The organism is Ketobacter sp. (assembly GCF_003671495.1).
Taxonomy (GTDB): domain Bacteria; phylum Pseudomonadota; class Gammaproteobacteria; order Pseudomonadales; family Ketobacteraceae; genus Ketobacter.
The window spans coordinates 39,248-63,151 of record NZ_RCHN01000011.1 but is presented as its reverse complement, the minus strand read 5'-3'; the positions used below and the strand labels follow the sequence as shown (position 1 = coordinate 63,151).

Sequence of the window (23,904 nt, the reverse complement as noted above, 5' to 3'; positions counted from 1 at the left end):
AGTTGTGCCTGAATGCCGGAAACTGGCTAAATAATCGCCAACTTCGACCATGACCACTCGGATCTGGCACTACCAGGCTTGGTCTGCGAAGGTTGTTGGAGCACTATGAGAAATCCGGGCTAGCAACGCTGCCCCTGTCCAGACAATTTATGCATTATATTTGCAATAACATTGCATAATATATAACATGACTAACAAAGCGTCTTAATCCACTCATAAGAATGATGTTTTATGGATACCCGATTCAGCAAAGACCAGATCACCCTGCGCCAGGAATTACGTGACTACTTCAGCAACCTGATGAGCCCCGAAAAGGTGGCCGCCTGCATGGGCAAGGAAGGTGGCCCGGTGTTCCGGGGCCTGGTGGAGCAATTGGGCCGGGACGGCATGTTGACCCTGGGCTGGCCGGAACAATACGGCGGCAAGAACTACACCGCCATCGAACAGCTGATCCTGTTCGAAGAGGCCTGGAAAACCCACACGCCCTTCCCCCTGATCACCCTGAATTCGGTGGCTCCCTCCCTGATGGCATTTGGCACCGATGAGCAGAAAGCCTTCTTCCTGCCGCAGATTTCCGCCGGAAAATGCATCTTCGCCATCGGTTATTCGGAGCCCGGTTCCGGCACCGACCTGGCCTCCCTCAAGACCAAAGCGGAATTCGACGGCGAAAACTGGGTCATCAACGGCACCAAGGTCTGGACCAGCGCCGGTCACGATTGCGAATACATCTGGCTGGCGGCCCGCACCAGCAATGAAGGTAAACGGCCGTCAGACGGCATTACCCTGTTCATTGTGGATGCCAGCGACCCGGGCTACAGCCACGCGCCGATTCACACCCTGGCCGGTGTGGACACCAATATGACCTATTACGAGAACGTGAAAGTGCCCCCCAGCCGGGTGGTGGGTGAGGTCAACGGCGGGTGGAAGGTGATCACCTCGCAACTGAATCACGAGCGCATTGTACTGGCCGCCATGTCGGTGATCTCCCGCAAGCAGTACGGTTATGTGTTACAGGCCCTGTCCACCGCGGACGCCAACGGCAAACGTGCCATCGACGACCCGCTGGTGGCCACCAAGATGGGCGCCCTCTACGCCCGCCTGCAGGCGATGGAAGTGCTGAACCTGCGTAACGCCAACATGGTGGATGAGCATAAGATCGACGTGGGACTGGCCTCCGGCGGCAAGGTGTTCAATACCCTGGAGCAGATTCGTATTTTGCGGGAGCTGCAGGAACTGGCCGGTGAGGACTGCGCCGTGCAATACCCAAGTCCGGACGCCCTCTTCAACGGCCACCTGGAATACGACTATCGCGCCGCACAGATCATGACGGTGGGCGGCGGCGTATTGGAAGTCATGCGCTCCATGACCGCATCCTTTGCCCTGCGTATGCCCAACACCATTGTGTAATGGTGCCTGTAGCCAGTTAGAACGGAGCCAGCCGAGATGAATTTTAATTACAACGAAGATCAGCAATCCATTCAGGATGTGGCGGTGCGCATGTTCCGCGACCTGTGTGGCGACGACACCATTCGCACCCTGTATCAGGCAGAACAACCCCTGCACCGGGAGTTGTGGCAACAGGTGGCCCAAAGCGGACTGCTGGGCACCGCCCTGCCGGCGGCGGTGGGTGGATCGGACATGGGCATGACCGAGCTGTGCCTGCTGTTGGAACAGCAGGGCAAATCGGTGGCACCGATTCCGGTGCTGGAGAGCATTGTGGAGGCCGCCCTGCCCATCGCCCGCTTCGGTTCGCAAGACCTGCAACAGACACTGCTGCCCGGTGTCATCAGCGGCGAGACCATTCTGTCTGCAGTGCGCCCCTACCAGGGCCTGCAGGCCCGCACCCCGCTCACCGCCACGGCACAACCCGCCTCCCAGGCCAACGGCGGCGAGGAACACTGGGTGCTGAATGGCTACAGCAATCTGGTGGGCTATGCTCATTTTGCCCAGGGGTTCCTGGTCACCGCCACCCTGGCGGATGGTGGCTACTGGGTCGGTTATGTGAGCGCGGACAGTGCCGGGCTGCACATCACCCCGCAACGGGCCACCAACGGCGAAGCCAGCGGGCACATCCTGTTTGACCAGGTTACTGTGCCGGCGCACCACCTGATGGCCACTCACAATGAGGCTGAAACCCTGTTGCAATGGCAGCGTCAGCACACCTTTGCCGCCATGGCAGCGCTGCAATTGGGCGTGCTGCAGGAAGGCTTGCGCCGGGCCGCAGAATACACCACCGAGCGCACCCAGTTTGGGAAACCCCTGGCAGCGTTTCAGGCGGTGTCACAACAGGCGGCTGACGGCTACATGGCCATCGAAGCGCTGCGCGGTGTGTATTGGCGCTTGCTGGATATCCTGGATCAGGGTGCGGCAGATGACCTGGAAGCCAATCTCACGGCCCACAGCGTCAAGTACTGGATCTGTGAGTCCGGCCATATTGCCGCCCACATATTTCTGCACCTGCACGGCGGCATCGGTCAGGATCTGGATTACCCGGTGCACCGCTTTTTCAGCTGGGCAAAAAAGAATGAGACCTATCTGGGTGGAGCGGATCAACAGGCCGCGCAACTGGGCCGGCTGATCCAATCCAATCCGGCGGCACTGGTGTAGCAGAGGAAGGGCACGGTGACCGCGTGCCCTTCACTCCACTTCCATCAGGCCACTTTCGACTTTTTTGCGGTGTCTAGATCGAACTCCAGCAAGGTGGACTGACTGTCCTTCACCGCGGCAAAGAAATCCTCTCCCCATTGCTGGATATCGAAGTGGGATACGATATCGAACGCTTCCCGAATGCGGGCCCGCGCCTCATCCTTGTTCATGGTGAGCCCCAGATAACAGGCGTTGACCATTTCCTGCTGGTCGTAGGGATTGGCCAGCACCGCCCCCCTCAATTCCGCTGCGGCCCCAGCGAATTCTGACAGCACCAGCACGCCATTGCCTTCGGTCATGCCCTGGGCGGCAATGTATTCTTTGGCCACCAGATTCAAACCGTCCCGCAGGGGTGTGATCCACATGACATCGGCAATGGTGTAATAGGCCACCAGTTCCTCAAACGGAAACGCACGGAAGAAGAACTGCACCGGAGTCCAGCCCACTTTGGCGAAGCGACCGTTGATGCGCCCCACGGCCTGCTCGATCTGGGTTTGCAGCTTGCGGTAGATGGTCATCTCCCGCGCCGCCGGCACACAGACCATGAACAGGGACACTTTGGCCTGCAAGTCCTCGTGCTCTTCCAGCAGGCGCTCGTAGGCTTCCAGCTTTTCCAGAATGCCCTTGGTGTAATCCAGGCGCTCCACTGACAGAATCAGCTTGGTACGGCTGAACTCATAGCGCAGTTGTGCCATCCGCGCCTGGATTGCCGGATCGTTCAATGCACTGGACACCCGGTTCAGGTCCAGGCCCACCGGATGTGCCACCAGTCGAATCCGGCGATTATAGACCTGGATCTCGGAGGTCATTTCATCCAGTCCCACGGCACATCCATAAGTGAGGAAGCGCGGCGCACAGTTCACCCGCTCTTTCACATCCAGCGGCATCACGCCGCGGGCCACGTCCACAAAGTTCTCCGCCTGGCGGGGAATGTGGAAGCCGATCACGTCACACTGCATCAGGCTACCAATGATCTGTTTGCGCCAGGGCAACACGTTGAACACATCAGCGGAGGGAAAATAGGTGTGATGGAAAAAGGCGATGGTCACATCCGGGCGCAACTCCCGCAGGAACGCCGGCACCATCCACAGGTTGTAATCGTGAATCCACACGGTGGCGCCTTCGGCTGCCTCCTGGGCGGTGCGTTCGGCGAAGGCGCGGTTCACCTTGAGGAAAATCTCCCAATGATCCTCGCGGAAATTGGCGCGCTCCCAGAAGGTGTGCAGGGTGGGCCAGAACGCCTCCTTGGAAAAACGCTTGTAAAAAATGTCCACTTCTTTCTTGGTGAGCGGCACCCGCGCGGCCACCAGATGGGGATACTGTTCAGCATCCACTTCGGTGTGGGTTTCAAAACTGCGGCCCTTGCCTTCATGCACCGACCAGGCCACCCAGGACCCGGGCTTGCCGTCAGCAAAAAAGCTCAACAAGGTAGGAATGATGCCGTTGGGGGATTTCGGTCGCCGGCGGATGAGCTGCCCATCCTCTTCGATTTCCTCATAGGGCAGGCGGTGATAGACGATCACCAGATCCGATTGTCCGGGCTCCAGCACGTCGTGGGTTTCCGCATCAATACCTTTGGTGCCAAGAAAGCCGAAGTGTTCGATGGCTTCCAGAATACCACCACAGCCGGCAGCCTGGGCATGCAATACCTGGGTGGAGTGTTCGGTGGCGGCCAGCAGGCCTTTCTCGGAGGCGCCCACACACACGCCATGATAACCCAGCTCGAACAGGGACAGATCATTGAGGGTGTCGCCGGCCACCAGCACATGGCCTGCTTCAATCTCCAGATGCTCCACCAGTTTCTTCAGGGTGCGACCCTTGTTCACACCGCGGGGCAACACATCCAGGAACTTGTTGGAGGAATACAACAAATCACACTGCAGATCCTCTTCAACGATTTTTTTCAGTTCATCGCTGATGGCATCCGCACTGCAAAAATAGGAACAGCGCCGCTCCTGTGGCACCTCCTGCCGTTGCAACCCTTGCAGATGGGCAACGGCATCCTCCACCAGGCGTTCCCCGGGCCAGATGCTGTCGATCTCCCCCTGGATGGCCTGAATGGGCTGTTGGGTGTGACCGTCCACCACGGTGCCACCCACATCACAAATGATGTAATCGGGATGCGGCAGGGTGGGGTCCGCCAGCAACGGCAACACATTTTCCAGCCCGCGGCCGGTCACAAAGACCAGTTGAATTTCGGGGTGAGATGCGACGAGTTGATACAGCTTCAGACGACTATCTGGGTCACCTGCTAGAAAGGTTCCATCTAGATCGGTTGCTAAAAGCATTGTTTCCTCCTGATTGGGGGCACCGAAACCGGTGCCATTCAGCACTGATTGGTGTCAGGAGATTCTTAAAACGACGTGCTTTGTGCTGTCGAAAGCACGCAGAATGTAAACTAAGACAAGCGTTGGTTGGCTTCCGCTTTGGGCTCGAGCTCCAGACACTGCAACAAATTGTATTAAGCAATAAATGCACCATAACGGTTCAGCAGACAACCCTGAAATCGCCACAGGCCAGCACCCACGGGCGCCACAGCGCATTTATTTTTTTCAATCAACCGGATAACACAGCACAACGTATTGTGGTATATGCGACAGTTCGGTGCACTTTGTTGCCATCAGCCATGGAAAGTGTGTTCCGAGCCATCCTCCGGGTCAATATACATGATGGTGGAAGTATTAAAATTCAAGTCTACAAACAGATGACAATAGTATTCGCCGTGACGCCAGGCCATGGCCACACTGGAGTCATTGGAATAATTCAACTCAAACCGCCCCTGAAACGCCGGATAATTACTGCGGAACCGCATCAGTTTCAGCAGGCGCTGCACCACCGGTTTCTCGATGGCCTCATCCACTTCCTCCAGGGTGTAGAATTTTCGGTTGATGTCCCGCAGTTCACCGGTGCTTTCCATCAACTCCCGATCGTTCTCGCCGGCCAACAGGCCAACGTAGTACACCTGGGGAATCCCCGGCGCAAAAAACTGAATGGCGCGGGCAGCAATGTAGGCGTCATCGTTCTGCATCATGGCATCATAGAAGGTGCAGGTGAGCTGATAAATGGCGCCGACGCTGTGCACGTTGGCCGCCGAACGACGCAGAATCGGGTCCGCACTGCGGGCGTCGATATTGTCGATCAGGGCTTTGATTTTATCGTCCGGCAGCACCCCTTCCACATCGGGAATGCAGATGCCGTCGTGGGTGTCCAGCACCGTCACCATATTGCGGGGGCACATGCGCAGCCAGTTTTTCAGGTGCACACTGTTGGCATCCAACAGGGAATACAATAGCAGGGGCGGCAGGGCAAATCCGTATGGATGCATATTGCGGCGCGATATCGCGTATTGGTAGCTGGTGTGATCGTGCACTTCCGGCAAGCAGGCTGCGCCGTGCTTCTGTGCCACCTCGTTCACCCATTCCAGCAACCGGTACACATCCGGCTCCACCAGAAAACAACTGGTGCCGATTTTTTTGGTGGTGTAGCCGAACGCGTCCAACCGAAACAGGTTCACTCCCTTGCCTGCCAGGAACCGGATGTAACGTTCCATGAGCGCATAGGTTTTTTCAGACTGGTAATTAAGATCAATCTGGCGTTCAGTGAACGTACACCAGACGGAAGCGCTGCTGCCGTCGGCAAAGGTCACTTTACGGAACGGTTCTTTCTCTTTGCGGATATGAATTTTGGCCAGGTCGTCGGGGCTGATTTCACCCAGCTTCTCCACGTGGACAAACAGGTCCGCGTATTCGGACTCAAAACCCTTGGCAATAAAGTCCTTGAATTCATCGGACTCGTCAGAAATGTGATTCACCGTCAGATCTGCACACAGATCGTATTTACTGGAAATACGTTCGATATCCTCCCAGGTGCCCACTGCAGGGTCCACTTGCTCATGACTCAATGGTGAGAATCCACCATCTGCATTGGAAGGATAAAACGGCAGTATGTGCACTCCCCCGATGGCATCGTGCAGGTGTTTTTCAATCACCGTATGCAGATCACGAAGATTGTCACCCAAACGATTGGGGTAGCAGATCAGTTGTACGGCGTTGCGTAGTGACATGAAAGACTCCAATCAATGGCGATGCTTTTTTACCATACCGATTTCAATTCCAGTGTGCAAACCGGATCAGGCGATCCAGATCTGCTGGGTGTTGACGAATTCCCGAATGCCGTGGGGGCCCAGCTCACGACCATAACCGGACCGACCAATGCCACCAGAGGGCAAGCGGGGGTCGGTTTTCACGATACCATTCACTGCCACCTGGCCGGCCTGCAAGCTGGTGATGGCCGTCTGGATGATCTTGTCATCGCGGGTCCAGATGCTGGCTCCCAGCCCGTACTCGGTGGCGTTCGCCAAATCCAGTGCCTCGCCAAACGTCGAAAACGGGGTCACCGCCAACACCGGGCCGAAGGTTTCCTGCTCGAACACCGGCATACCCGGTTTCACATCCAGCAGCAACGTGGGCGGATAAAAATAGCCGGGGCCGGCAACCGGATCGCCCCCTAAAATACAGCGGGCACCTGCCGCGATACTGTCCATCACCTGGCGCTGCAACGCGTCCCGCAGATCAGCCCGGGCCAGTGGCCCCAATTGGTTGCGCGTATCCAGTGGATTACCCATAACGATTGCGCTGAAACGTTGCCGCAGCAGGTCACAAAAGCGGTCGTAGACTGAAGCTTCCACCAGCAGACGCTTGGCGGCGATGCAGGACTGACCCGCGTTGATCATACGCGACAGGGTCACCACGTCTGCCGCTTTGTCCAGGTCCGCATCGGCCATCACGATGCAGGGATCAGAGCCACCGAGCTCCAACACCGCCGGTTTCAAACCCGCCGCCGCCTGCGCTGCCACCCGCTGCCCCGCCACCGAGGAGCCGGTGAACGACACCGCCTTGACCCGTGGGTGGTCAATGGCCGCGCCCACATCGGCCGTTTCAATGGGCAGGTTATCCATAACGTCTGCGGGCAGGCCGGCGCTGTGGAACAGCGCCGTCAAGTGTTGGGCCGTGGCAGGTACGTGCGGGTCCGCTTTCGTTACGCAGGTGTTCCCCGCCATCAGGGCCGGCGCCAGAAAACGCAGCGCCAGCCATACCGGCGCATTCCACGGCAGTATGCCCAGCACCGTACCCAACGGGGGATATTGCACGTAGCTGTTGCTGGCATCCGAGGGCAGCGATTCCGGCGCCAGAAACGCCTCGGCCTGTTCGGCATAATACTCAGCGCAGAAGGCACTTTTCTCCACTTCTCCCAATCCTTCTGCCAGCGGTTTGCCCATTTCCATGGCCATCCGTTCGGCGAGTTCCTGTTTGGCATCCCGCATGGCCGCCGCCATGTTCATCACAACATCCGCCCGCTGCCGGAAGCTGCGTTGTTTCCAGTGAACAAAACCGGCCGCCACCCGATCGATTACCGCGGCCGCGCTGGCCGCATCCAGGCTCGGCACTTCCGGCAACGCAACACCGGTGGCCGGATTAACAGGTTTCAACATCGCTCGTTCTCCTCAGGCCGACGAGGCCGCTTGTTTGCGTTTCGGGTCTGACGATTTATTGCCCTTGATACCGCCATCGTCGGCCGGCTCTGTTTTGCGGGCGGCGGACAGATCGATACAGTCGGGGGACGCGCTTTCGCTTTTCACCGTGAAATCACGCGCCAGTGAGAAGAAGGAGCGGCATCCATCCTCCGTAATCACAATGGTGTCGGAGATACCGCAGGTTTTGTCGCCTTCGATGCCCCACATCCATGGAATCATATGGAAAGTCATGCCCTGTTTCAGGATGGCGGAGTTACCTTGTTTGAGGCTGATGATGTAGCCCTCATCCCAACTCGGCGGAAACGCAATGCCGATGGAATATCCGGAGCGGGTAATCAGGCGGGCACCGACTTCGTTGTCGGTAATGATGTTACGCACCAGATTATCCACGTCGGATACGGTCATGCCCGGTTGCACCATATTGTGAATGGCATCCAGCGCCCGCTTCATGGTTTCCTGGGCCTGGTACATGGCATCGGACATTTCCCCCAGGATCACCGTGCGCATCATGGCGGTGTGATAGCGTCGATAGCAGCCCCCCACTTCCAGAAACACATGCTCGCCGGGTTGCACCACCCGCCCCTCGAAGGTGGCATGGCCGATCATGGTGCGCGGCCCGGAGGTCACGTAGGGCATCACCGCCGGCGTTTCACCCCCGGCACGGAACATGGCTGCACTGATGGCCGCACCGATTTCATTTTCCGTCACGCCCGCATGGCAGGCCTCGATGCCGGCTTTCATACCCGCCTCGGTGGCGATGGCCGCTTTGCCCATGATTTCCAGCTCGACAGCGGACTTGCAGATCCGCCCCTCTTCCACGATGCCGAAACAATCCAGCAATTTTCCATCTTTGAGCGAGGTATGAATGCAATCCTGTTGATACGCCGGAAAAAAGTAACTGTTGCGTTCATAACCGATGCGTTTGTCCGCCAGGCCAAACTCCCGTAAGGCATCCACCAGCATCTGGATGGCATCCCCGGTATCCGGGTAAGGCCGCGTCAACTCCACCCAGGTGCGGGCAAATACATTGGATTCCTCCAGCGCCCGGGTAATCATGAAAGGCTCTTTTTCCAACGGCACCACCAGGGCCTGAAAAAACGAGTAACCGGTGGTTTGGTAATCCGTCAGATAGGTGATGTTCTCCGGATCTGTGATCACCACCGCATCCAGGTGACGCTCGGCAATGCGTTGGCGCAGCTCATGGAGGCGGCGCTGGAATTCGGAGAATGGAAACGTCATATCATCCCGTTCAATCATGCCGCTGCCTCCATTACTGAACGTACAGAGTTGATCAGAATGTCCAGGCCCTCCACCAGATCCTCCGCGGGAATGGTGAGGGGTGGAATCAGTTTCAGAACCCGCCCGCCGGTACCGCAACTGGCGATGATCAGGCCCTCGTCAAAGCACCGTTTCACAATCGCTGCGGCCCGTTCACCGTCCCCCACATCCAGCCCCAGGATCAGCCCTTTGCCGCGCAGCTGCAGGCTGTGGTCGGCATCCAGTAACGGTTGCAGTTGTTGTTGGGCAAGCAGGGCCTTCTCGGCCACTTCATCCATAAAATGGTGGGTCTGGAAATAACTCAGGGCCTCGGCTCCCGCCACAAACGACAGGTTCTGGCCACGAAAGGTGCCGGTGTGTTCCCCCGGGGACCAGTGTCGATCCAATTCCGGATGCACCAGATTCATGGCCATGGGCGTTCCCACGCCGCCGATGCCCTTGGCCAGGCAAATGATGTCCGGCTCAATACCCATGCCATCAAAACTGAAGTACGATCCTGTGCGCCCGCAACCCACCTGAATCTCGTCCACAATCAGCACCGAGCCCACCGCTTTCGCCAGCGCCGCCAGCTCACGCAACCAGGCAGCGTCCGCCACGTTGACGCCCCCTTCCGCCTGGATCACCTCCAGCAGAAACGCCGCCGGCGGCGTGACCCCACTGGACGGATCGCGATAACGGGAGGCCAGTTCCTGCAATGTTTGCGGGCAACCAAACTCTGCGTGTTGCACATGCAGCAACGGCACACCGGCGGCACCGCGAAAATACTGGTTGGCAGTGGCGGCAAGCGCCCCCAGGGTCATGCCGTGGAAGCCGTGGCAAAAGGCCACAATGTCATGGCGCCCGGTGGCGCGCCTGGCCAGCTTCATAGCCGCCTCCACCGCATTGGTGCCGGTGGGCCCCATGAACTGCATACGATGCGGCATGTTGCGGGGTGCCAGGATCACATCGGTAAACCGTTGCATGAATTTGGCTTTGGCGGTGGTCTGCATGTCGAGGCTGTGCAGCACGCCATCCTGCTCCAGGTATTCAATCATCGCCCGTTTCATGCGCGGGTTGTTGTGGCCGAAATTCAGCACCCCCGCACCGGCAAAAAAGTCGATGTACTCCCGCCCCTGATCATCCATCTGACGGGCATTTTTCGCCGTGGAAAACACCGCAGGATACATCCGACCATAGGCCCGGATATTGGATTCTCGCTGTTCAAAGATGCTCATGCTGTCTCCTTCTGTGGTGTTTGATCCGGTTTGGGCAAGCCGGCCAGTTGACAAAACCAGCGACACACATCCGCAATCAAACGATCGTTGAAATCGTAATGGGGGCTGTGACAGGGGATATGGTGACCGCTCCCGTCATCACTGCCGATCAGCGCAAAGGCGCCGGGAATTTCCTGCAGAAAATAGCTGAAGTCTTCCGATGCCATGATCGGAAGTGGATGACCGTGATCCAACATGGAGGCACCATACAGATCCTGCCAGGCCTGTCGGGCTAACGCCGCCGGCGCCCCGTGATTGATGGTGGCCTGATAGCGGGGCTCATGGCGCACTTCACAGCGGGCGCCCCAGGCGGCGGCCGTATGAGTGGCCACGTCGGTTATGAGTTGATTGATGTGGTGGCGGGTGGCTTCATCGGGAACCCGGATACTGCCCACCAGCTGGGCCGTTTCCGGTATCACCGTAGGGGCAGACCCGGCATCGAACTGCGTCACGCTGATGACCGCCGCGGCCTGGGGTGACAGGCGCCGGCTCACCAGTTGTTGCAGCGCCAGGGTTATGGCACTGGCGGCCAGGATCGGATCAATGCAGAGCTCCGGTTGACTGGCGTGACCGCCCTGCCCGATCACGGTGATGGTGAAGGTACCGTTACCACACATTACCAGGCTATCCGGGCAGGCGATGGTGCGGTACTTCAAGGCCGGCCAGTTATGCCAGCCATAGATGCAGGCAACATCATCAAGCGCGCCATCGCGAATCATTTCCCGCGCGCCATGAAAACCTTCCTCCGCCGGCTGAAAAATCAAAGTCACCGGCTGTGGCAGCAGGGATTCGTGAAGTTTGAGCCAACGGGCAGTGGCCAGCAGGGTCGCGGTGTGACCGTCATGACCACAGGCGTGCATGCAGCCGGGCACCTGGGATGACCAGGCTTTTTGCGTTTGTTCTGTGATGGGCAGCGCGTCCATATCTCCGCGCAGCGCGATGCTGGCACCCGGGCTCCCCCGGTTCAGCCAGGCTACGGTTCCTGTGTTCGCACAGGCGCGCCACGGAATGTCCATTGCGTCCAGTGCGTTGCGCACGGCCAAAGCAGTTTGGTGTTCCTGCCAACTGAGTTCCGGTTGCGCGTGTAGTGTTCTTCGAAATGCCTGCGCAAATTCGACGGTGTCTTGCCAATGGTCCGGCATTCAGCGTCTCCAGCCTGGTGTTCCCATGCCTGACGCAACACTCCCGTGAGCGCCCGGCGCGTTATCAGTGCGGCCGACTGATAACGGTGCAGGTGCAAGGGGCGTTCCACGTGCTTCAAGACAGCTTCAGGAAAAGCCGAAAAGGTCGGAAAAAAGCGCCGTATAACAGCAGGATAATAGGATCGGGTTTTTCCCGGAAGGAAGCGTTGCCAGTCAGTGCGCGCACCAGCATGCGGCAACTGTTCACATACTGGTGCGCTGTAAGACCGAAACTACACAGCGGACGAGGAGCGGGATGCCTCTGTGTTTTTGTGGCGTTCGTAGGCCTTTTTCTTTTCTTCAATGCGCCCCAGTTCCTCCAGGGTCACCAAGCCTGGGCCGTGAATGCCCAGCATCACCAACAAGGCCACCGGGTTATAGCGCATGACCCGGGGCACCAGTCGCGCGTAGAGCTGCAGACGCCGACAGAGTTTTTCATAACGGGCCTGATCATGTGCACTCCAGGGCAGGTCAAAACGCTGTCGATAGAGCGGATGCAATTGACCGATCACCGTGAGCTTCATGGTGGGATACACCAGTTTTTGATACGCGGAATCGGCATAGGGCTGGGCCGCTTTGACGTACTTGAAGCGGGCCGGCAGCTCAATGGCACGGGTGGTCAGGTACTTCACGGTATCGTTGTACGTCATTTCCGTCATGATCAGATTTTCGTAGTACTCGTAAAAATCCTTCAGGGTGGGCTCGATGTCTTTTTCCTGGATCCCCAGCAACAGGCACAACTGCACGTATTCTTCATACAGGGTGGCCTCTTCTGCCGGGCTCAGTGGACGGCCCATGTCGCGCCGAATGCGAATCACGCCGTCCAGAAACGTATCCGGCACAATGCGAAAGGTTTTTGGATTGAGGGCAAAGTATTTGCGGCCGTCATCCAGGGTGCCTTTGATATTGGCATGCAACGCCCGCAGATCCTGGGCCTCGCGCCGGGCAAAATCCCCACCATCGTACAAAAACCGAATCATGGACCAGTTGGTCCGGCGGCCGCGGGCCTGGGGATCGGATTTGTAGATGCCATATTTGTTCACCGCGGTCCCCACCGCGGGCAAAGCGGACTGCATGATGGCAATGGGCGGCATCAGGGGCAGGTGCGCCATATCTGTCAGGGTATCCCACATGATGGAACCCCGGCCCGGCGCGCGGCCCTGGACATTGACGCCGGCGATGGCTCGGGGCGTGCCCCGGGTGGGCGCTTCCGTTGGATGTGCCATTTGACCTCCTACTCTGGGGTGAACGATACTTCGATTATTCTAATGCGAGAAAACCTGGCTGACTCTCGCGTTTTAACAACGCGCGTTGAATCTGGCAATGTGTGTTAGAAGCCTTTTCAATCAATGAGTTAGTAACCGGCGCAAGGGACTCATCACGGTGACAGGCGCCCATCGCAGCCAATCATTCGTATTTTCAACACCGCTTACCGCAACACCAACAGGAGCCCCCGTTACCGCCATGAGACGCAAGATCAGCCAGCGCCGCAAACCCAAACAGGCCCGCGCCGTGCAGAAGTACAACGAGATTCTGGATGCTGCCGCCCGGGTGTTGGTGTTGTTGGATTACGGCGACACCACCATGAGCGAAATCCACCTGGAAAGCGGTCACCCCTACGCCACCATCTACCAGTATTTCGGCAACAAGGAGGACATCTACCTGGCGTGGATCGAGCGCTTTATGGACGCCGCCATCTTCGAATTGACCGATCGCATCCGCCGTACTGACAGCCGTGATTTTGAATCCCGCCTGGAAATCAGTGTCCGCTATTCCCTGGAGCAGATTGCGTCTGAACGCCAGGTACTGGGAAAATTGCTGAACGGAATGGCGCTGGTGTCATCGCGCATGGTTGAGCACCTGGAGGAAAAAACCCGCCACTGGATACTGCAGGCCTTTGGCCCGAAACTGCAATTGCCCCGCCACCGCGAACCGCTGGAAAAAATGTTAACCGCCGCCCGCGCCACCAACGGCTACTGGTTGATGTTGATGCTGAACACCCAGCAGGAGATCCACATCCAGGAGGAAACCCGCCGGGTGAGTTCGCTGATCAAGGCGCTGCTGGCGTAACGAAAAAACCGACAGGCGTTTGACCTGCCTGTCAGCCGGAGCGGTATTTGGAGGCATCCGTGGTGTATTCCGGATGCCCGTACTCCACCAACAGTCGATTGATCTTGTTGATCAGCACCTGATCCACCATTTGATCCACAACGGGTATCCGCTGCGCCACCCGGGTGGCAACCATCTGCGGCAGCACATACGCGGTGACCATGGCAAACGAAAGGTAATCCAGCGGCGAGGCCGCCACCCGCATTTTCCTGGCCAATGAGCGATTGCCTTCACTGAGGAAGACGCGGTTGAAAAACACCTTGGAAAAGCCTTTTTCCACTTCGTTGTACAAACGGCTTTTCAGGGTTTTGTCGCGGGGGCGATAAGCCCCCATGGTAGCCCGCACCAGGGCGCCACAGGTTTCATCGTCATAGCCATCCCGCAGGGTGCCGGCGTAGGTCATCATCACATCGACGATTTCCTGCGGGGTGGCTGGCAACAGCTCTTCCGGCAATCCCAGCAGATAACTCTGGTAGCGACACAACTCCACAATGGCCCGCTCTTCCGGGGTAAATTCCGGCTTTTTTCGGCCAATGGCGGTAAAGGCCGTGAGGAAGGCGGGAATGGTACCCGCCGGCATCTGATCCACCTGGGGAATCGGGATACCGTACACCGCCACATCCCAACGTTCGGAGCGGGTCAGCAAATTGAAGCGCACCATGGAATGCATCAGCCGCACCATGGCCGCGGCCTTGAACCCGACGCCATAACGACGCAATGCTCCCGGCAGGGTGGCCGTGGTGAAGAAGCTGGCGGTTTCATTCACCCGCTGTACCGCTGCCTCCCCGGACAGTGCACCGGTGAGCGCCATGGGTAGCCCGGAATACTGGTTCATGAAGGTGGCAATGAACGTGCCACGGATGGCAAAGGGCACCAGGTTGGCCATCTGGTTACGGCTGATGCGGGCGCCTTTTTCCACCAGGTCCAGATCCACCCATCCGGGCACCTGTTCCATGGCCTGGATAAATTCCACCAGTTCCCGGGGCGCATCCGGCACCGCATCCAGCCCCTGGTCGCAGGCCAGTTTCAACATGTTAATCAACGGGCGAAACCCGTAACGGGGCATCAGGGCTGCATAGGCATCGGCGACGGAATCCCCCAGCAGCGTGTAAGCCCGGGCCCGCTCCACCCGTTCCCGGTCCGCCAGCAGGTTGTCCCGGAAGCGCTTTTCCAGACGCCGGGGCAACTGGCTTTTGACCTGGGGATCATCGGTAAAGCGAAACGGGGTCTGCTCAAAGTCCACCGCTCCATACAAGGAGGGAATGCGGGCTTTTTGGGCGTGCACTTGTTGTTGTAATTCTTGTAAGGTGATCGTCATCGTGCTGACCTCTTTTGCAGTCCGTATCGTTACAGTATAGCGCTGACTTCAACCGGTCTGTGATCGCATCCACACCGCCAGGCCCTGGGCGTTCAGCTCCATATCCATGCCTAATACCCGCTGCAGAGCATCAGTATCCAGGGTGCAGCCATGGTGGCCGGCGCGGGCAAAGGTGTAGTCCGTCAGCTGTTGCCGCAAGAAGGGTTCCCACTGTTCCGTTGGCTCCCTCCGCGCCCGCGCCGCTATCTCAAGATACGCCCCGATCTGCTCGATCAGTGCCGATCCCAGCGGTGCCGGATGCTCCACCACCCCATAGTGGGTCAGGAACATGCGTTCCGGTTGCAGCGCCAGCAACCGTTTGATGGACTGCTGCAATGCCTGCGGATCAAACTGCACCGGCGTGGTGGTGGGAATAATGAAAGGGCCGGCCGCTGTGGCCAGCTCGGGGTAGGCCAGACCGAAGGTATCACCGGTGAACAGCCCATTGGATAAGGCATCCTGGACACAGAAATGGTGGCGGGCATGACCGGGGGTATCATGGAAGGTCAGCACCCTGTCACCCAGATTCACCTGCGCCCCATCCTCCATCGCCTGCACCCGGTCAGCGTCGACCGGGATTACATCCCCATACACCCGGGCGAATTGATCCGCACCGTATACGGCAATGGCGCCGGCTTTAAGCTTTGCGGGATCGACCAGATGACGGGCCCCCTTGGGATGGACCAGCAGGGTGGCGTCGGGAAAACACTGCATCAGGCCACCGACACCGCCGGCGTGATCGAGATGTACATGGGTGGGGATGATGTACTTCAATTGCGGCGGTGCAATGCCCCGTTGTTGCAACAACGCCTGAATGGCGGGAATGCTGTGATGGGTGCCGGTTTCCACCAGGGCGCATTCACCCCCACTCTGCAGCAGGTAGAGGGCCGCCAGCCCTGGCCGGATCATACCGCTGTCGATACGGGTTATGCCGAAGCCGAGATCGTCGTAGTCCAACGTTGCGGGAGCGTTTGCTGATGTCATGAGTATCCTGTTTTTCAAGAGGACGAGCGGATGTCTTGGCCCTGCAGAGCGCTCGTCATCCAACGGAGAACGCCAACAGGGGACTCAGGCTCGAGCAAACCGGTTCGAGCACAGGGATCGGTTTAGATTACACGCCGGTGTCTGGTCAATAAACAGTAATGCTACCTTACGCTAACCACTGCGGCTTTACTGTACTGGAATGATCGGGTTTTTTGCATATTTATCAACCATCTAGAACCAATCAGTGTCGAAAATATTTACATGCTTTGTAAATGTCGACTCAATCCAAAAGTGAATAATTTAATAAAACCATAAACCGACCTTATGATATAAAGACTCCATGGTTAGCAGCCACTTAGACATAACAGTATTCCCATTTGGTATATGGTTTGCTTAATAAAGTTACCTTGCAAATTACTATCCTCACTGGACCGAGGTATTCATGAAACTGGCGTATAAAATTCATTCCAAATTAGCCGTATTGGCCCTGACTTTGACATTTTCCTCTTTATCCCAGGCTCTGACCGAGTATCCGCGCTGGTATGATGGCACCTTCGATTCGGTCACCGTGTCGTTCGGGGATCTGGAATGGCTACGTTGGGATCAGACCCTGAGCATGTCCATCAATGAAGCCCTCACCACCTTTGAAAGTGAAGGCTGGCGCCTGGCCACCAACGAAGAGATGGCTGATCTGCTGAACAGCTATTTCCCCCTGACGGACGAGACGTTTGTTTACGGTGCGCCCTCCTCAGATCCCAGCAAGGTGTTTGACGCCAATGAAAACGAAACCTACCAGTCCTGGGATCCGGCCACCCACCCTGGTTACGGTCGATTTGAAAGTGACTTCGGGCTGACGGACTTTGCCTGCGACCCGTACGAGTACTACGGTTGTGAAGCCCATGCTGCAGCACTTTTCGGCGGCGATGCTGACGGTGACAACCAATACAATATTGCCAACGTCTACTACACCTACTATTCGGACAACTCCTATTCCACCGTGGAAACAACCCGTGATCGCTATAGCGCGGACTACGCCCCGGATGGCCTGGCCGATAGTGAATTCTTCACCTACGCAACCGGGGTCGCGCTGGTACGCAACTCCGCTGTCAAAGTGCCCGAGATAAACGGCAATGGTACAATGATCGCCCTGGCCTTATTGGGTGGTTTGCTGCTGGTATACCGGGAGCGCCGCACTGTTTAGATTTAAGCATCCGGTTTGAGGAGTAACCTCAAGCGCAACCAGCGCTGATGTCCAGACCAGAGGAGGAAGCTCAAGGCATTCCTCCTTTTTTTTGCGCTGTGAACTGACGGCTGATCAGGCCTGCACCGGCGTACCGGTAAATTTCAATTTGGCCATGGCCACCTTGATAAAGCCGCTCATGTTGTTGTCGTCGTCCACGGTGGCGGTGTATTTGAGGGTCAGCTTCATGGGCTTGGTGGTTTTGCTTTTCCAGGTGAGTGTCTCACCATCGAACTTGCCGTCTTCTATTTCCTGAACACCATACTCCTCGCTGTTCATGGTGCCGGTGAGGGTTTCCCCTTCCGACTTCAGGCTGACGATGCTTTTTTCCTCTTTCCCGCCGGGGGCTTTCACCACAAAATCCCAGGTGCAATCGATTTGTTTGGACATGGCTGCTCTCCTTGTGTGCTGTACTGCTTTGTTGTTTTTAAGGCTGCTTCTGTTTGTACTTCTTATGCTTCTGCTTTTGCTTGGAATCTTGTGCTGCGGTTCTCATCCGGTGTTCTATTCCGGTGTCGGCTCGAGATCGTGGAACACCGTGGTTTCCGCCAGCCCGGCCCGTCCGATGCGGGCATTGTTGATGGGGTCGCTGGTGTCCTCATAGCCAAAGGAAATACCGAACAGCAACTTGTGACTGGCATCCACCTCCAGCACCTCCCGCACGGCGTCGGCATGAAAGCCCAGTGACGTTTGCGGGCAACTGCCCAGGCCGTGGGCGGTCAGGGCCAGCATCAGGGTTTGAGCATACATACCCACATCGGCGGCTTCCCGCAGACCGAAATGTTCCGGCAGAAACAGGAACGCCACATGGGGTGCACCAAAGAAGCGATAGTTGCGCATAAACACTTCCAGTCGTTCTGCCTTGTCCTTGCGCTCCAGGCCCACCGCCCCATACATCTGATTGGCCGCATCAAACTGCCGTTCCTGATACACCCCGTGATATTTGGGTTCATAGGGAAAATCCAGGGTCATGCGGCCGCGCTGGGTATTCAGGGGCAGGATGTCCCGCAGTTGTTCCAGCTTGCCGCCGCTGACCACATGGGTGGTCCAGGGCTGGGTGTTGCAATTGGACGGCGCACGGCTGGCCAGCGTAAACACATGCTCGATCAAAGTCCGTGGCACCGGCGTATTCAAAAAGCCGCGCACCGAGCGGCGTTGGTTGACCACCGCATCAAAGCATTCCGCCAAGGTGGCTTGTTCCAGATTCATCGTTGTTCCCCCTACAGAAAATCGCACTCAGGAACGACCATAATAATATACCTGACCGATCAGTTCCCGTTTTGTGCGCCCCTCCGCCAGCAGGTAATGAAGATGCGCCACCACCTCCCCCACCGCCAGAAAATTCTGGAAGGGTTCCAAAGACTTATCGAACAATTCTGTGGTCAGCGCCTGGGCTGACTTGGGGCGGTCCATCAACGCCAGCAAGGCTTCCAGCCGTTCCCGGTGATGCGCCACCACCTCCTGCAAGCGGCCGTGCAGTCCCGTGAACGGCAGTTGATGGGCCGGCAGCACCAGCACCGAATCCGGCACCCGTCGGGCCATGGTGGCGTGGGCCTGCAGCCAGTCCTGCAGCGGATTGTCGGCAGGCGCTGTGGGGGACACGCTGACGTTGGAGGTGATCTCGGGCAGTACCTGGTCACCGGAAATAAGGATGTCCAACTCCCGACTGTACAGGCACAGGTGCTCCGGAGCATGACCCCGGGTGGTGATGGCCTCCCACTGCTGGCTGCCAATCTGCAAACGCTGCCCATCCTGCACCCGGTGGTACGCAGTGGGAACAGAGGACACCAGGTGGTTGTAGTCTTTGTTGTCAAGCAGCGCATTGCGATCGGTGTCGGATATGCCGGTCTGGTTGAAATAGCGGGTAACTTCCCAATAGGGGCCCTGACGGCTGGCATCACCGGAGGCGCCGTTGAGCGCACAGGTGTAGAGATATTCTGCTTCCGTTGTAAACAGTGGCACCCGGTGGCTGTCGCAGAGCCATCCCGCCAGCCCCACATGATCCGGGTGATGATGGGTGACGATGACCCGGGTGATGGGTTCGCCATCCAGCTGGGATTCGATGACATCCAACCATTGCTGACGGGCAGCGTCGCCATTCATGCCGGTATCCACAACACACCAGCCACCCGTGTCCCGCAACAGATAGCAGTTGATGTGATTGAGGGACATTGGCAAGGGGGAACGCAGCCATCTTACATAGTCATTGATGGCAATGGCTTCCCCCTGGCCGGGCGCCGTTTGCAGCGGGTAGCGTTTGGCGGTATGCGAGTGGCTTATGGGTGAGTGGCTCATAGACGTTTCGCCACTTCGCCGTACATCACCTCCGTGGCGCCACCACCGATGGTCAACACCCGGGCATCGCGGTACATGCGCTCAATCACACTTTCCGCCATAAAGCCCATGCCGCCGTGCAGTTGCACACAGTCGTACATGACCTCGTTGGTGACTTCGCAGGCCCAGGCTTTGAGGCCGGACACTTCCTTGATGCAGTCGTGACCCTGGGCATCCAGCCAGGCCACGTAGTACAGGAAATTGCGGGCCGCATCCACCTTGGTTTGGGCCTGTGCCAGTTTCAGGCGCACAACATCTTTGTCGAACAGGGCGCCACCGAAAGCCTGGCGCTGCTTTACGTTTTCAATGGTGAGGTCCAGCGCTTTCTGAGCTTCTCCCACCCCCATGGCCGCCAGCATAATGCGTTCATGCTGGAAATTTTTCATCACGGCATAAAAGCCTTTGTTTTCTTCCCCCAACAGATTTTCTGCCGGCACCCGCACGTCCTCGAAGAACAATTCTGCGGTGTCGGAACTGCGCCAACCGTGTTTTTTCAGGCTGCGACCGATGCTGAACCCCGGCGTGCCCTTTTCCACAATAAACATGGAAATACCACGGGAACCCTTTGCGTTGGGATCGGTTTTCACCGCCACAAAATAAATATCGCCCTGCACGCCATTGGTGATGAATATCTTGCTACCGTTGATGATCCAGTTATCCCCGTCGCGCACGGCCCGGGTTTTGATGCCTGCCACATCGGACCCGGCGGCAGGTTCGGTCACACAGACTGCGGTGATTTTTTTACCCTGGATGATGTCCGGCAGATATTTCTGCTTTTGCGCAGGGGAACCCGCCAATGCCAAATGCGGTGAGGCCATATTAGTGTGTACCAGCGCGGTGATGGTGACGCCGGCAAAGGTACAACGGCCCAGCTCTTCCGCCAACACGGTGGCCGCCCGCACATCCATGCCACTGCCACCGTAGTCGGTGTCATGGGTCAGTCCAAGGAATCCCAGTTCCCCCATTTTCAACAGCAGTGCGCGGGGCACACAGCCGACCTGCTCCCAGGCATCGCCATTGGGCAGGATTTCTTTTTCCACAAACCGCCGTACCTGCTCCCGCAGCATGTGGTGTTCTTCCAGAAAATACGGTGTGGGCAGCACGGATCAGTCCTCAGTTGCAGGTTCGATGGTAATCAGCAGGGCGCCATCTTCCACTTTGTCACCGGCAGCCACTCTCACCTCCTTCACCACACCGCTCACCGGGCAGGGCAAATTATGGATCAGTTTCATGGCTTCCATCACCGCCGCGGTCGCACCGGCGCTGACCACATCACCGGCCTGCACCAACACGTCGGTGACCAGGCCGGGCATGGCGGCGCGCACTTCGTTGCCGGCATTCTTGCTGCCGGCGACCGCCCCCAACTGGCTCTCCTCCAGGCCGACAAACTGATAGCTGCGGCGCAAACGTGGCGAGCTGAGCGAGACATGCCGATCACGAATCACAATATCCAGGTTGCGATGGGTGCCCTCCAGCTCCACCCGCCATTGACCGGAGCTTTGCTGCGGCGAATTCAATTGCGGTGGATACAGCAGAACGGGAAAACTCACCCATTCCACCTGCTCATCCTGGCCTTCCTGCAGACTCACCTGATAATGGCCCTGCCGTCCCTGAATCCGAATCTCCTGTAACCCGGCCGCACTTTGCAGCCACAACCGACTGGTGGCCGGAGTGCCACTCAACTGTGTGAGACGCCACGCCCCCATGGACTGCCAGGGTGATCCGCTCAACGGGTCAGCGCTGTGCAAGGTTTCCTGCTGCAGGGCACAGGCGGCTGCGGCAATCGCCGCGTGCATGGATTCACCCCAGGGCTGCCAACCGTTGGGAAATTGTTGCGCCAGGTATTGAGTACTGAGTTCCTGGTGAAACGCCGGCCGGGTAATGATGCTGGTGAGGAATTCCTGATTGGTTTTCACGCCGCCGATGGCAAAGTGGTTCAGGCCCTGCAGCAGGCGTTGGGCTGCCAGCCCCCGGCTGCCACCGTGGGCGATGATCTTGGCCACCATGGAATCGTAAAATGGGGTGATCTCGGAGCCCTGGGCCACACCGCTGTCGATGCGCAGCCCTTCCGCCACCGGTTCGCGATACAGCGTGATGGTGCCGATCTCCGGCAGGTAATCATTGGCGGGATCTTCTGCATTGACCCGGGCTTCAATGGCATGGCCATTGGCATGGATAGCGTCCTGGGTGAACGCCAGGGGCTCACCCCGGGCAACGCGGATCTGCCATTCCACCAGATCCAGTCCGGTGACCATCTCCGTGGTGGGATGCTCCACCTGCAGACGGGTATTCATCTCCAGAAAATAGGCAGCGCGGCTGTCGGCATCCAGAATAAATTCCACCGTACCGGCGCCCTGATAATTCAGGTGCTGGCCCAGGCGCACGGCACAATCGAACAGTTCCTGGCGCACTGATTCATCCAGGTGGCTGACCGGCGCTTCCTCAATCACCTTCTGATAATTGCGCTGGATGGAACATTCCCGATCCAGCAAATGCAGCACATGGCCGTGATGGTCACCCAGCAACTGCACTTCAATGTGACGGGGACGAACGATGTATTTCTCCAGCAACACCCGATCATCGCCAAACGCGCTCAGGGCTTCCTGGCGCGCCTGTTTCAGCGCGCCTTCAAACTCGCCGGCCGCATGCACGATGCGCATGCCTTTACCGCCACCGCCGGCACTGGCTTTGATCAACAGAGGAAAGCCGATGCTGTGGCCTTGATCGAGCAGGGTTTCCAGATCCTGAGCCTCACCGTTATAACCGGGCACCGTGGGAATATCCAGGGATTGGGCGATGGCTTTGGCCTCGATCTTGGACCCCATGGCCGCAATGCTTTCCACACTGGGGCCGACAAAAATAATGTCCTGCTGCGCGCAGAGGGAAATCAGCGCGGTACTTTCCGACAGGAAGCCATAACCGGGGTGGATGGCATCGGCACTGATTTTGCGGGCGGCCGCAATGATGGCCTCTGCATTCAGGTAACTTTCATTGGCCGCCGAGCCGCCGATGTGCACGGCCATGTCCGCCTGCTGCACGTGCTGGCTGTGACGGTCCGCATCGGAGAACACCGCCACCGATTCAATACCCAGGCGCTTGCACGCCCGGATCACCCGACAGGCAATTTCACCCCGGTTGGCCACCAGCAATCGTTTTATGGCACTCATTTCTGTCTCCAACGGGGGGTTTCCTTATTAAAAAAGCAATGGATGCCTTCCTGCCCTTCTTCCGATTCCCAGGTGTCCGCCAACAGGTTCGCGGTGTAAATCAGGTTGGTGTCAGTATCGTGGCTGTCCACATAAAAAATCAGTTTTTTGGTGGCGGCAATGGCACCGGGCCCGCACTGCAATACATAGTTGAGCTCTTCTTCCACCGCGGCATCCAGTTGATCGTCCGGCACCACTTCATCCACCAAATTTAATTCCTTGGCTTTGGCAGCGGTGAGCGGGCGGGCATTAAGGAATGTGCGACGGGCATTGGAGCGGCCCATTTTGGCCACCACAAAGGTGGAGATGTTGGCGGGGGTCAACCCCAGACGCACCTCGGTGAGGGCAAAGTTGGCAGACTCCACGGCGATGGTGATATCGCACACCGACATCATGCCGGTACCGCCCCCATAGGCCTGGCCGTTGATGCGGCCAATCAGGGGCTTGGACAGTTCGTTCAGGGTGCGCAACATGCGCGCCAGTCGGGCGCTGTCTGCCACCCGCTCGGCACGGCTGGCGTCAAAGATGCCCTGCATCCATTTCAGGTCGCCGCCGGCGCAGAAGGATGCGCCCTGGCCGGTCAACACCACGGCCCGTACCTGGGGGTTGTTATCCAATGCGACGGCGGCTTCGGTTACTTCCCGAATCAGTTCATCGTTCATGGCATTGTGGCGCTCAGGCCGGTTCAACAACAGCGTCGCCACGCCGCGGGCATCGATGGTCACTTGAATGGTGTTGTAATTCATCTTTAGTTCACTCGCTTTCAGAATCGGGTACGGTGAC

The 23,904-nt window shown here is 57.9% G+C and carries 19 protein-coding genes; 4 read left to right on the top strand and 15 right to left on the bottom strand.

Going from position 1 to position 23,904, the window contains the following annotated elements; translation table 11 throughout:
• Window positions 1-231: 231 nt before the first annotated feature.
• Both D9N14_RS04710 and D9N14_RS04705 read left to right on the top strand, forming a co-directional pair.
• Window positions 232-1,407 carry an acyl-CoA dehydrogenase family protein gene (locus D9N14_RS04710; RefSeq protein ID WP_290577460.1) on the top strand — a complete coding sequence of 392 codons (1,176 nt, stop codon included), beginning with the start codon at window positions 232-234 and terminating at the stop codon, window positions 1,405-1,407.
• Window positions 1,408-1,443: 36 nt separating this feature from the next.
• Window positions 1,444-2,607 carry an acyl-CoA dehydrogenase family protein gene (locus D9N14_RS04705; protein ID WP_290577458.1) on the top strand — a complete coding sequence of 388 codons (1,164 nt, stop codon included), beginning with the start codon at window positions 1,444-1,446 and terminating at the stop codon, window positions 2,605-2,607.
• A gap of 44 nt (window positions 2,608-2,651) precedes the next feature.
• Here the strand turns inward: D9N14_RS04705 and ggpS are convergent, their stop codons facing one another.
• The 7 genes from ggpS to D9N14_RS04670 all read right to left on the bottom strand — a co-directional run bounded on the left by ggpS (window position 2,652) and on the right by D9N14_RS04670 (window position 13,117).
• Window positions 2,652-4,934, bottom strand: coding sequence for a glucosylglycerol-phosphate synthase (ggpS, locus tag D9N14_RS04700; protein ID WP_290577456.1), 2,283 nt, complete (start codon window positions 4,932-4,934; stop codon window positions 2,652-2,654).
• A 332-nt stretch (window positions 4,935-5,266) separates the two neighbouring features.
• Window positions 5,267-6,709: a sucrose phosphorylase gene (gene gtfA, locus D9N14_RS04695; RefSeq protein ID WP_290577454.1), complete on the bottom strand. Its 1,443-nt coding sequence runs from the start codon at window positions 6,707-6,709 to the stop codon at window positions 5,267-5,269.
• 66 nt (window positions 6,710-6,775) lie between these two features.
• A complete protein-coding gene (locus tag D9N14_RS04690) occupies window positions 6,776-8,137 on the bottom strand; it encodes an NAD-dependent succinate-semialdehyde dehydrogenase (protein ID WP_290577452.1) in 1,362 nt (453 codons plus the stop codon).
• Window positions 8,138-8,149: 12 nt separating this feature from the next.
• Complete coding sequence (gene doeA, locus D9N14_RS04685; protein ID WP_290577450.1) at window positions 8,150-9,436, bottom strand: ectoine hydrolase; 1,287 nt, start codon at window positions 9,434-9,436, stop codon at window positions 8,150-8,152.
• Window positions 9,433-10,671 carry an aspartate aminotransferase family protein gene (locus D9N14_RS04680; protein WP_290577448.1) on the bottom strand — a complete coding sequence of 413 codons (1,239 nt, stop codon included), beginning with the start codon at window positions 10,669-10,671 and terminating at the stop codon, window positions 9,433-9,435. Before D9N14_RS04680 ends, doeA begins: the two co-directional genes overlap by 4 nt.
• Window positions 10,668-11,852 carry a N(2)-acetyl-L-2,4-diaminobutanoate deacetylase DoeB2 gene (gene doeB2 / locus D9N14_RS04675; protein ID WP_290577446.1) on the bottom strand — a complete coding sequence of 395 codons (1,185 nt, stop codon included), beginning with the start codon at window positions 11,850-11,852 and terminating at the stop codon, window positions 10,668-10,670. Before doeB2 ends, D9N14_RS04680 begins: the two co-directional genes overlap by 4 nt.
• A gap of 272 nt (window positions 11,853-12,124) precedes the next feature.
• Window positions 12,125-13,117 (bottom strand): oxygenase MpaB family protein, encoded by a 993-nt coding sequence (locus D9N14_RS04670; RefSeq protein ID WP_290577444.1) that lies wholly within the window; start codon window positions 13,115-13,117, stop codon window positions 12,125-12,127.
• Window positions 13,118-13,355: 238 nt separating this feature from the next.
• Here D9N14_RS04670 and D9N14_RS04665 point away from each other — a divergent pair, with 238 nt between their 5' ends.
• Complete coding sequence (locus tag D9N14_RS04665) at window positions 13,356-13,961, top strand: TetR/AcrR family transcriptional regulator (protein WP_290577442.1); 606 nt, start codon at window positions 13,356-13,358, stop codon at window positions 13,959-13,961.
• Window positions 13,962-13,992: 31 nt separating this feature from the next.
• Here the strand turns inward: D9N14_RS04665 and D9N14_RS04660 are convergent, their stop codons facing one another.
• Together D9N14_RS04660 and D9N14_RS04655 are read right to left on the bottom strand one after the other, a co-directional pair.
• On the bottom strand, window positions 13,993-15,318 hold the full coding sequence (locus D9N14_RS04660; protein ID WP_290577440.1) for an oxygenase MpaB family protein: 1,326 nt from the start codon (window positions 15,316-15,318) through the stop codon (window positions 13,993-13,995).
• A gap of 48 nt (window positions 15,319-15,366) precedes the next feature.
• Complete coding sequence (locus D9N14_RS04655) at window positions 15,367-16,341, bottom strand: MBL fold metallo-hydrolase (protein ID WP_290577438.1); 975 nt, start codon at window positions 16,339-16,341, stop codon at window positions 15,367-15,369.
• Window positions 16,342-16,783: 442 nt separating this feature from the next.
• Between D9N14_RS04655 and D9N14_RS04650 the strand changes: the two genes are divergently transcribed.
• Window positions 16,784-17,542 (top strand): hypothetical protein, encoded by a 759-nt coding sequence (locus D9N14_RS04650; RefSeq protein ID WP_290577436.1) that lies wholly within the window; start codon window positions 16,784-16,786, stop codon window positions 17,540-17,542.
• 114 nt (window positions 17,543-17,656) lie between these two features.
• Here the strand turns inward: D9N14_RS04650 and D9N14_RS04645 are convergent, their stop codons facing one another.
• The 6 genes from D9N14_RS04645 to D9N14_RS04620 form a co-directional block, all read right to left on the bottom strand.
• On the bottom strand, window positions 17,657-17,971 hold the full coding sequence (locus D9N14_RS04645) for a hypothetical protein (protein ID WP_290577434.1): 315 nt from the start codon (window positions 17,969-17,971) through the stop codon (window positions 17,657-17,659).
• 114 nt (window positions 17,972-18,085) lie between these two features.
• Window positions 18,086-18,790, bottom strand: coding sequence for a nitroreductase (locus tag D9N14_RS04640; RefSeq protein WP_290577432.1), 705 nt, complete (start codon window positions 18,788-18,790; stop codon window positions 18,086-18,088).
• Between the two features lie 27 nt (window positions 18,791-18,817).
• On the bottom strand, window positions 18,818-19,876 hold the full coding sequence (locus D9N14_RS04635) for an MBL fold metallo-hydrolase (RefSeq protein WP_290577430.1): 1,059 nt from the start codon (window positions 19,874-19,876) through the stop codon (window positions 18,818-18,820).
• Window positions 19,873-21,018 carry an acyl-CoA dehydrogenase family protein gene (locus D9N14_RS04630; RefSeq protein WP_290577429.1) on the bottom strand — a complete coding sequence of 382 codons (1,146 nt, stop codon included), beginning with the start codon at window positions 21,016-21,018 and terminating at the stop codon, window positions 19,873-19,875. The genes D9N14_RS04635 and D9N14_RS04630 overlap by 4 nt, the downstream gene beginning before the upstream one ends.
• A 3-nt stretch (window positions 21,019-21,021) precedes the next feature.
• Window positions 21,022-23,082 carry an acetyl/propionyl/methylcrotonyl-CoA carboxylase subunit alpha gene (locus tag D9N14_RS04625; RefSeq protein ID WP_290577427.1) on the bottom strand — a complete coding sequence of 687 codons (2,061 nt, stop codon included), beginning with the start codon at window positions 23,080-23,082 and terminating at the stop codon, window positions 21,022-21,024.
• Entirely contained in the window at window positions 23,079-23,867 is a 789-nt protein-coding gene (locus D9N14_RS04620; RefSeq protein ID WP_290577424.1) for a crotonase/enoyl-CoA hydratase family protein, read from the bottom strand. The genes D9N14_RS04625 and D9N14_RS04620 overlap by 4 nt, the downstream gene beginning before the upstream one ends.
• Window positions 23,868-23,904 lie beyond the last annotated feature (37 nt).

Excerpts from the sequence above, each read along its gene's own strand:
- D9N14_RS04710 (WP_290577460.1), top strand. The coding sequence starts at position 232 with ATGGATACCCGATTCAGCAAAGACCAGATCACCCTGCGCCAGGAATTA.
- D9N14_RS04705 (WP_290577458.1), top strand. The coding sequence starts at position 1,444 with ATGAATTTTAATTACAACGAAGATCAGCAATCCATTCAGGATGTGGCG.
- ggpS (WP_290577456.1), bottom strand. The coding sequence starts at position 4,934 with ATGCTTTTAGCAACCGATCTAGATGGAACCTTTCTAGCAGGTGACCCA.
- gtfA (WP_290577454.1), bottom strand. The coding sequence starts at position 6,709 with ATGTCACTACGCAACGCCGTACAACTGATCTGCTACCCCAATCGTTTG.
- D9N14_RS04690 (WP_290577452.1), bottom strand. The coding sequence starts at position 8,137 with ATGTTGAAACCTGTTAATCCGGCCACCGGTGTTGCGTTGCCGGAAGTG.
- doeA (WP_290577450.1), bottom strand. The coding sequence starts at position 9,436 with ATGATTGAACGGGATGATATGACGTTTCCATTCTCCGAATTCCAGCGC.
- D9N14_RS04680 (WP_290577448.1), bottom strand. The coding sequence starts at position 10,671 with ATGAGCATCTTTGAACAGCGAGAATCCAATATCCGGGCCTATGGTCGG.
- doeB2 (WP_290577446.1), bottom strand. The coding sequence starts at position 11,852 with ATGCCGGACCATTGGCAAGACACCGTCGAATTTGCGCAGGCATTTCGA.
- D9N14_RS04670 (WP_290577444.1), bottom strand. The coding sequence starts at position 13,117 with ATGGCACATCCAACGGAAGCGCCCACCCGGGGCACGCCCCGAGCCATC.
- D9N14_RS04665 (WP_290577442.1), top strand. The coding sequence starts at position 13,356 with ATGAGACGCAAGATCAGCCAGCGCCGCAAACCCAAACAGGCCCGCGCC.
- D9N14_RS04660 (WP_290577440.1), bottom strand. The coding sequence starts at position 15,318 with ATGACGATCACCTTACAAGAATTACAACAACAAGTGCACGCCCAAAAA.
- D9N14_RS04655 (WP_290577438.1), bottom strand. The coding sequence starts at position 16,341 with ATGACATCAGCAAACGCTCCCGCAACGTTGGACTACGACGATCTCGGC.
- D9N14_RS04650 (WP_290577436.1), top strand. The coding sequence starts at position 16,784 with ATGAAACTGGCGTATAAAATTCATTCCAAATTAGCCGTATTGGCCCTG.
- D9N14_RS04645 (WP_290577434.1), bottom strand. The coding sequence starts at position 17,971 with ATGTCCAAACAAATCGATTGCACCTGGGATTTTGTGGTGAAAGCCCCC.
- D9N14_RS04640 (WP_290577432.1), bottom strand. The coding sequence starts at position 18,790 with ATGAATCTGGAACAAGCCACCTTGGCGGAATGCTTTGATGCGGTGGTC.
- D9N14_RS04635 (WP_290577430.1), bottom strand. The coding sequence starts at position 19,876 with ATGAGCCACTCACCCATAAGCCACTCGCATACCGCCAAACGCTACCCG.
- D9N14_RS04625 (WP_290577427.1), bottom strand. The coding sequence starts at position 23,082 with ATGAGTGCCATAAAACGATTGCTGGTGGCCAACCGGGGTGAAATTGCC.
- D9N14_RS04620 (WP_290577424.1), bottom strand. The coding sequence starts at position 23,867 with ATGAATTACAACACCATTCAAGTGACCATCGATGCCCGCGGCGTGGCG.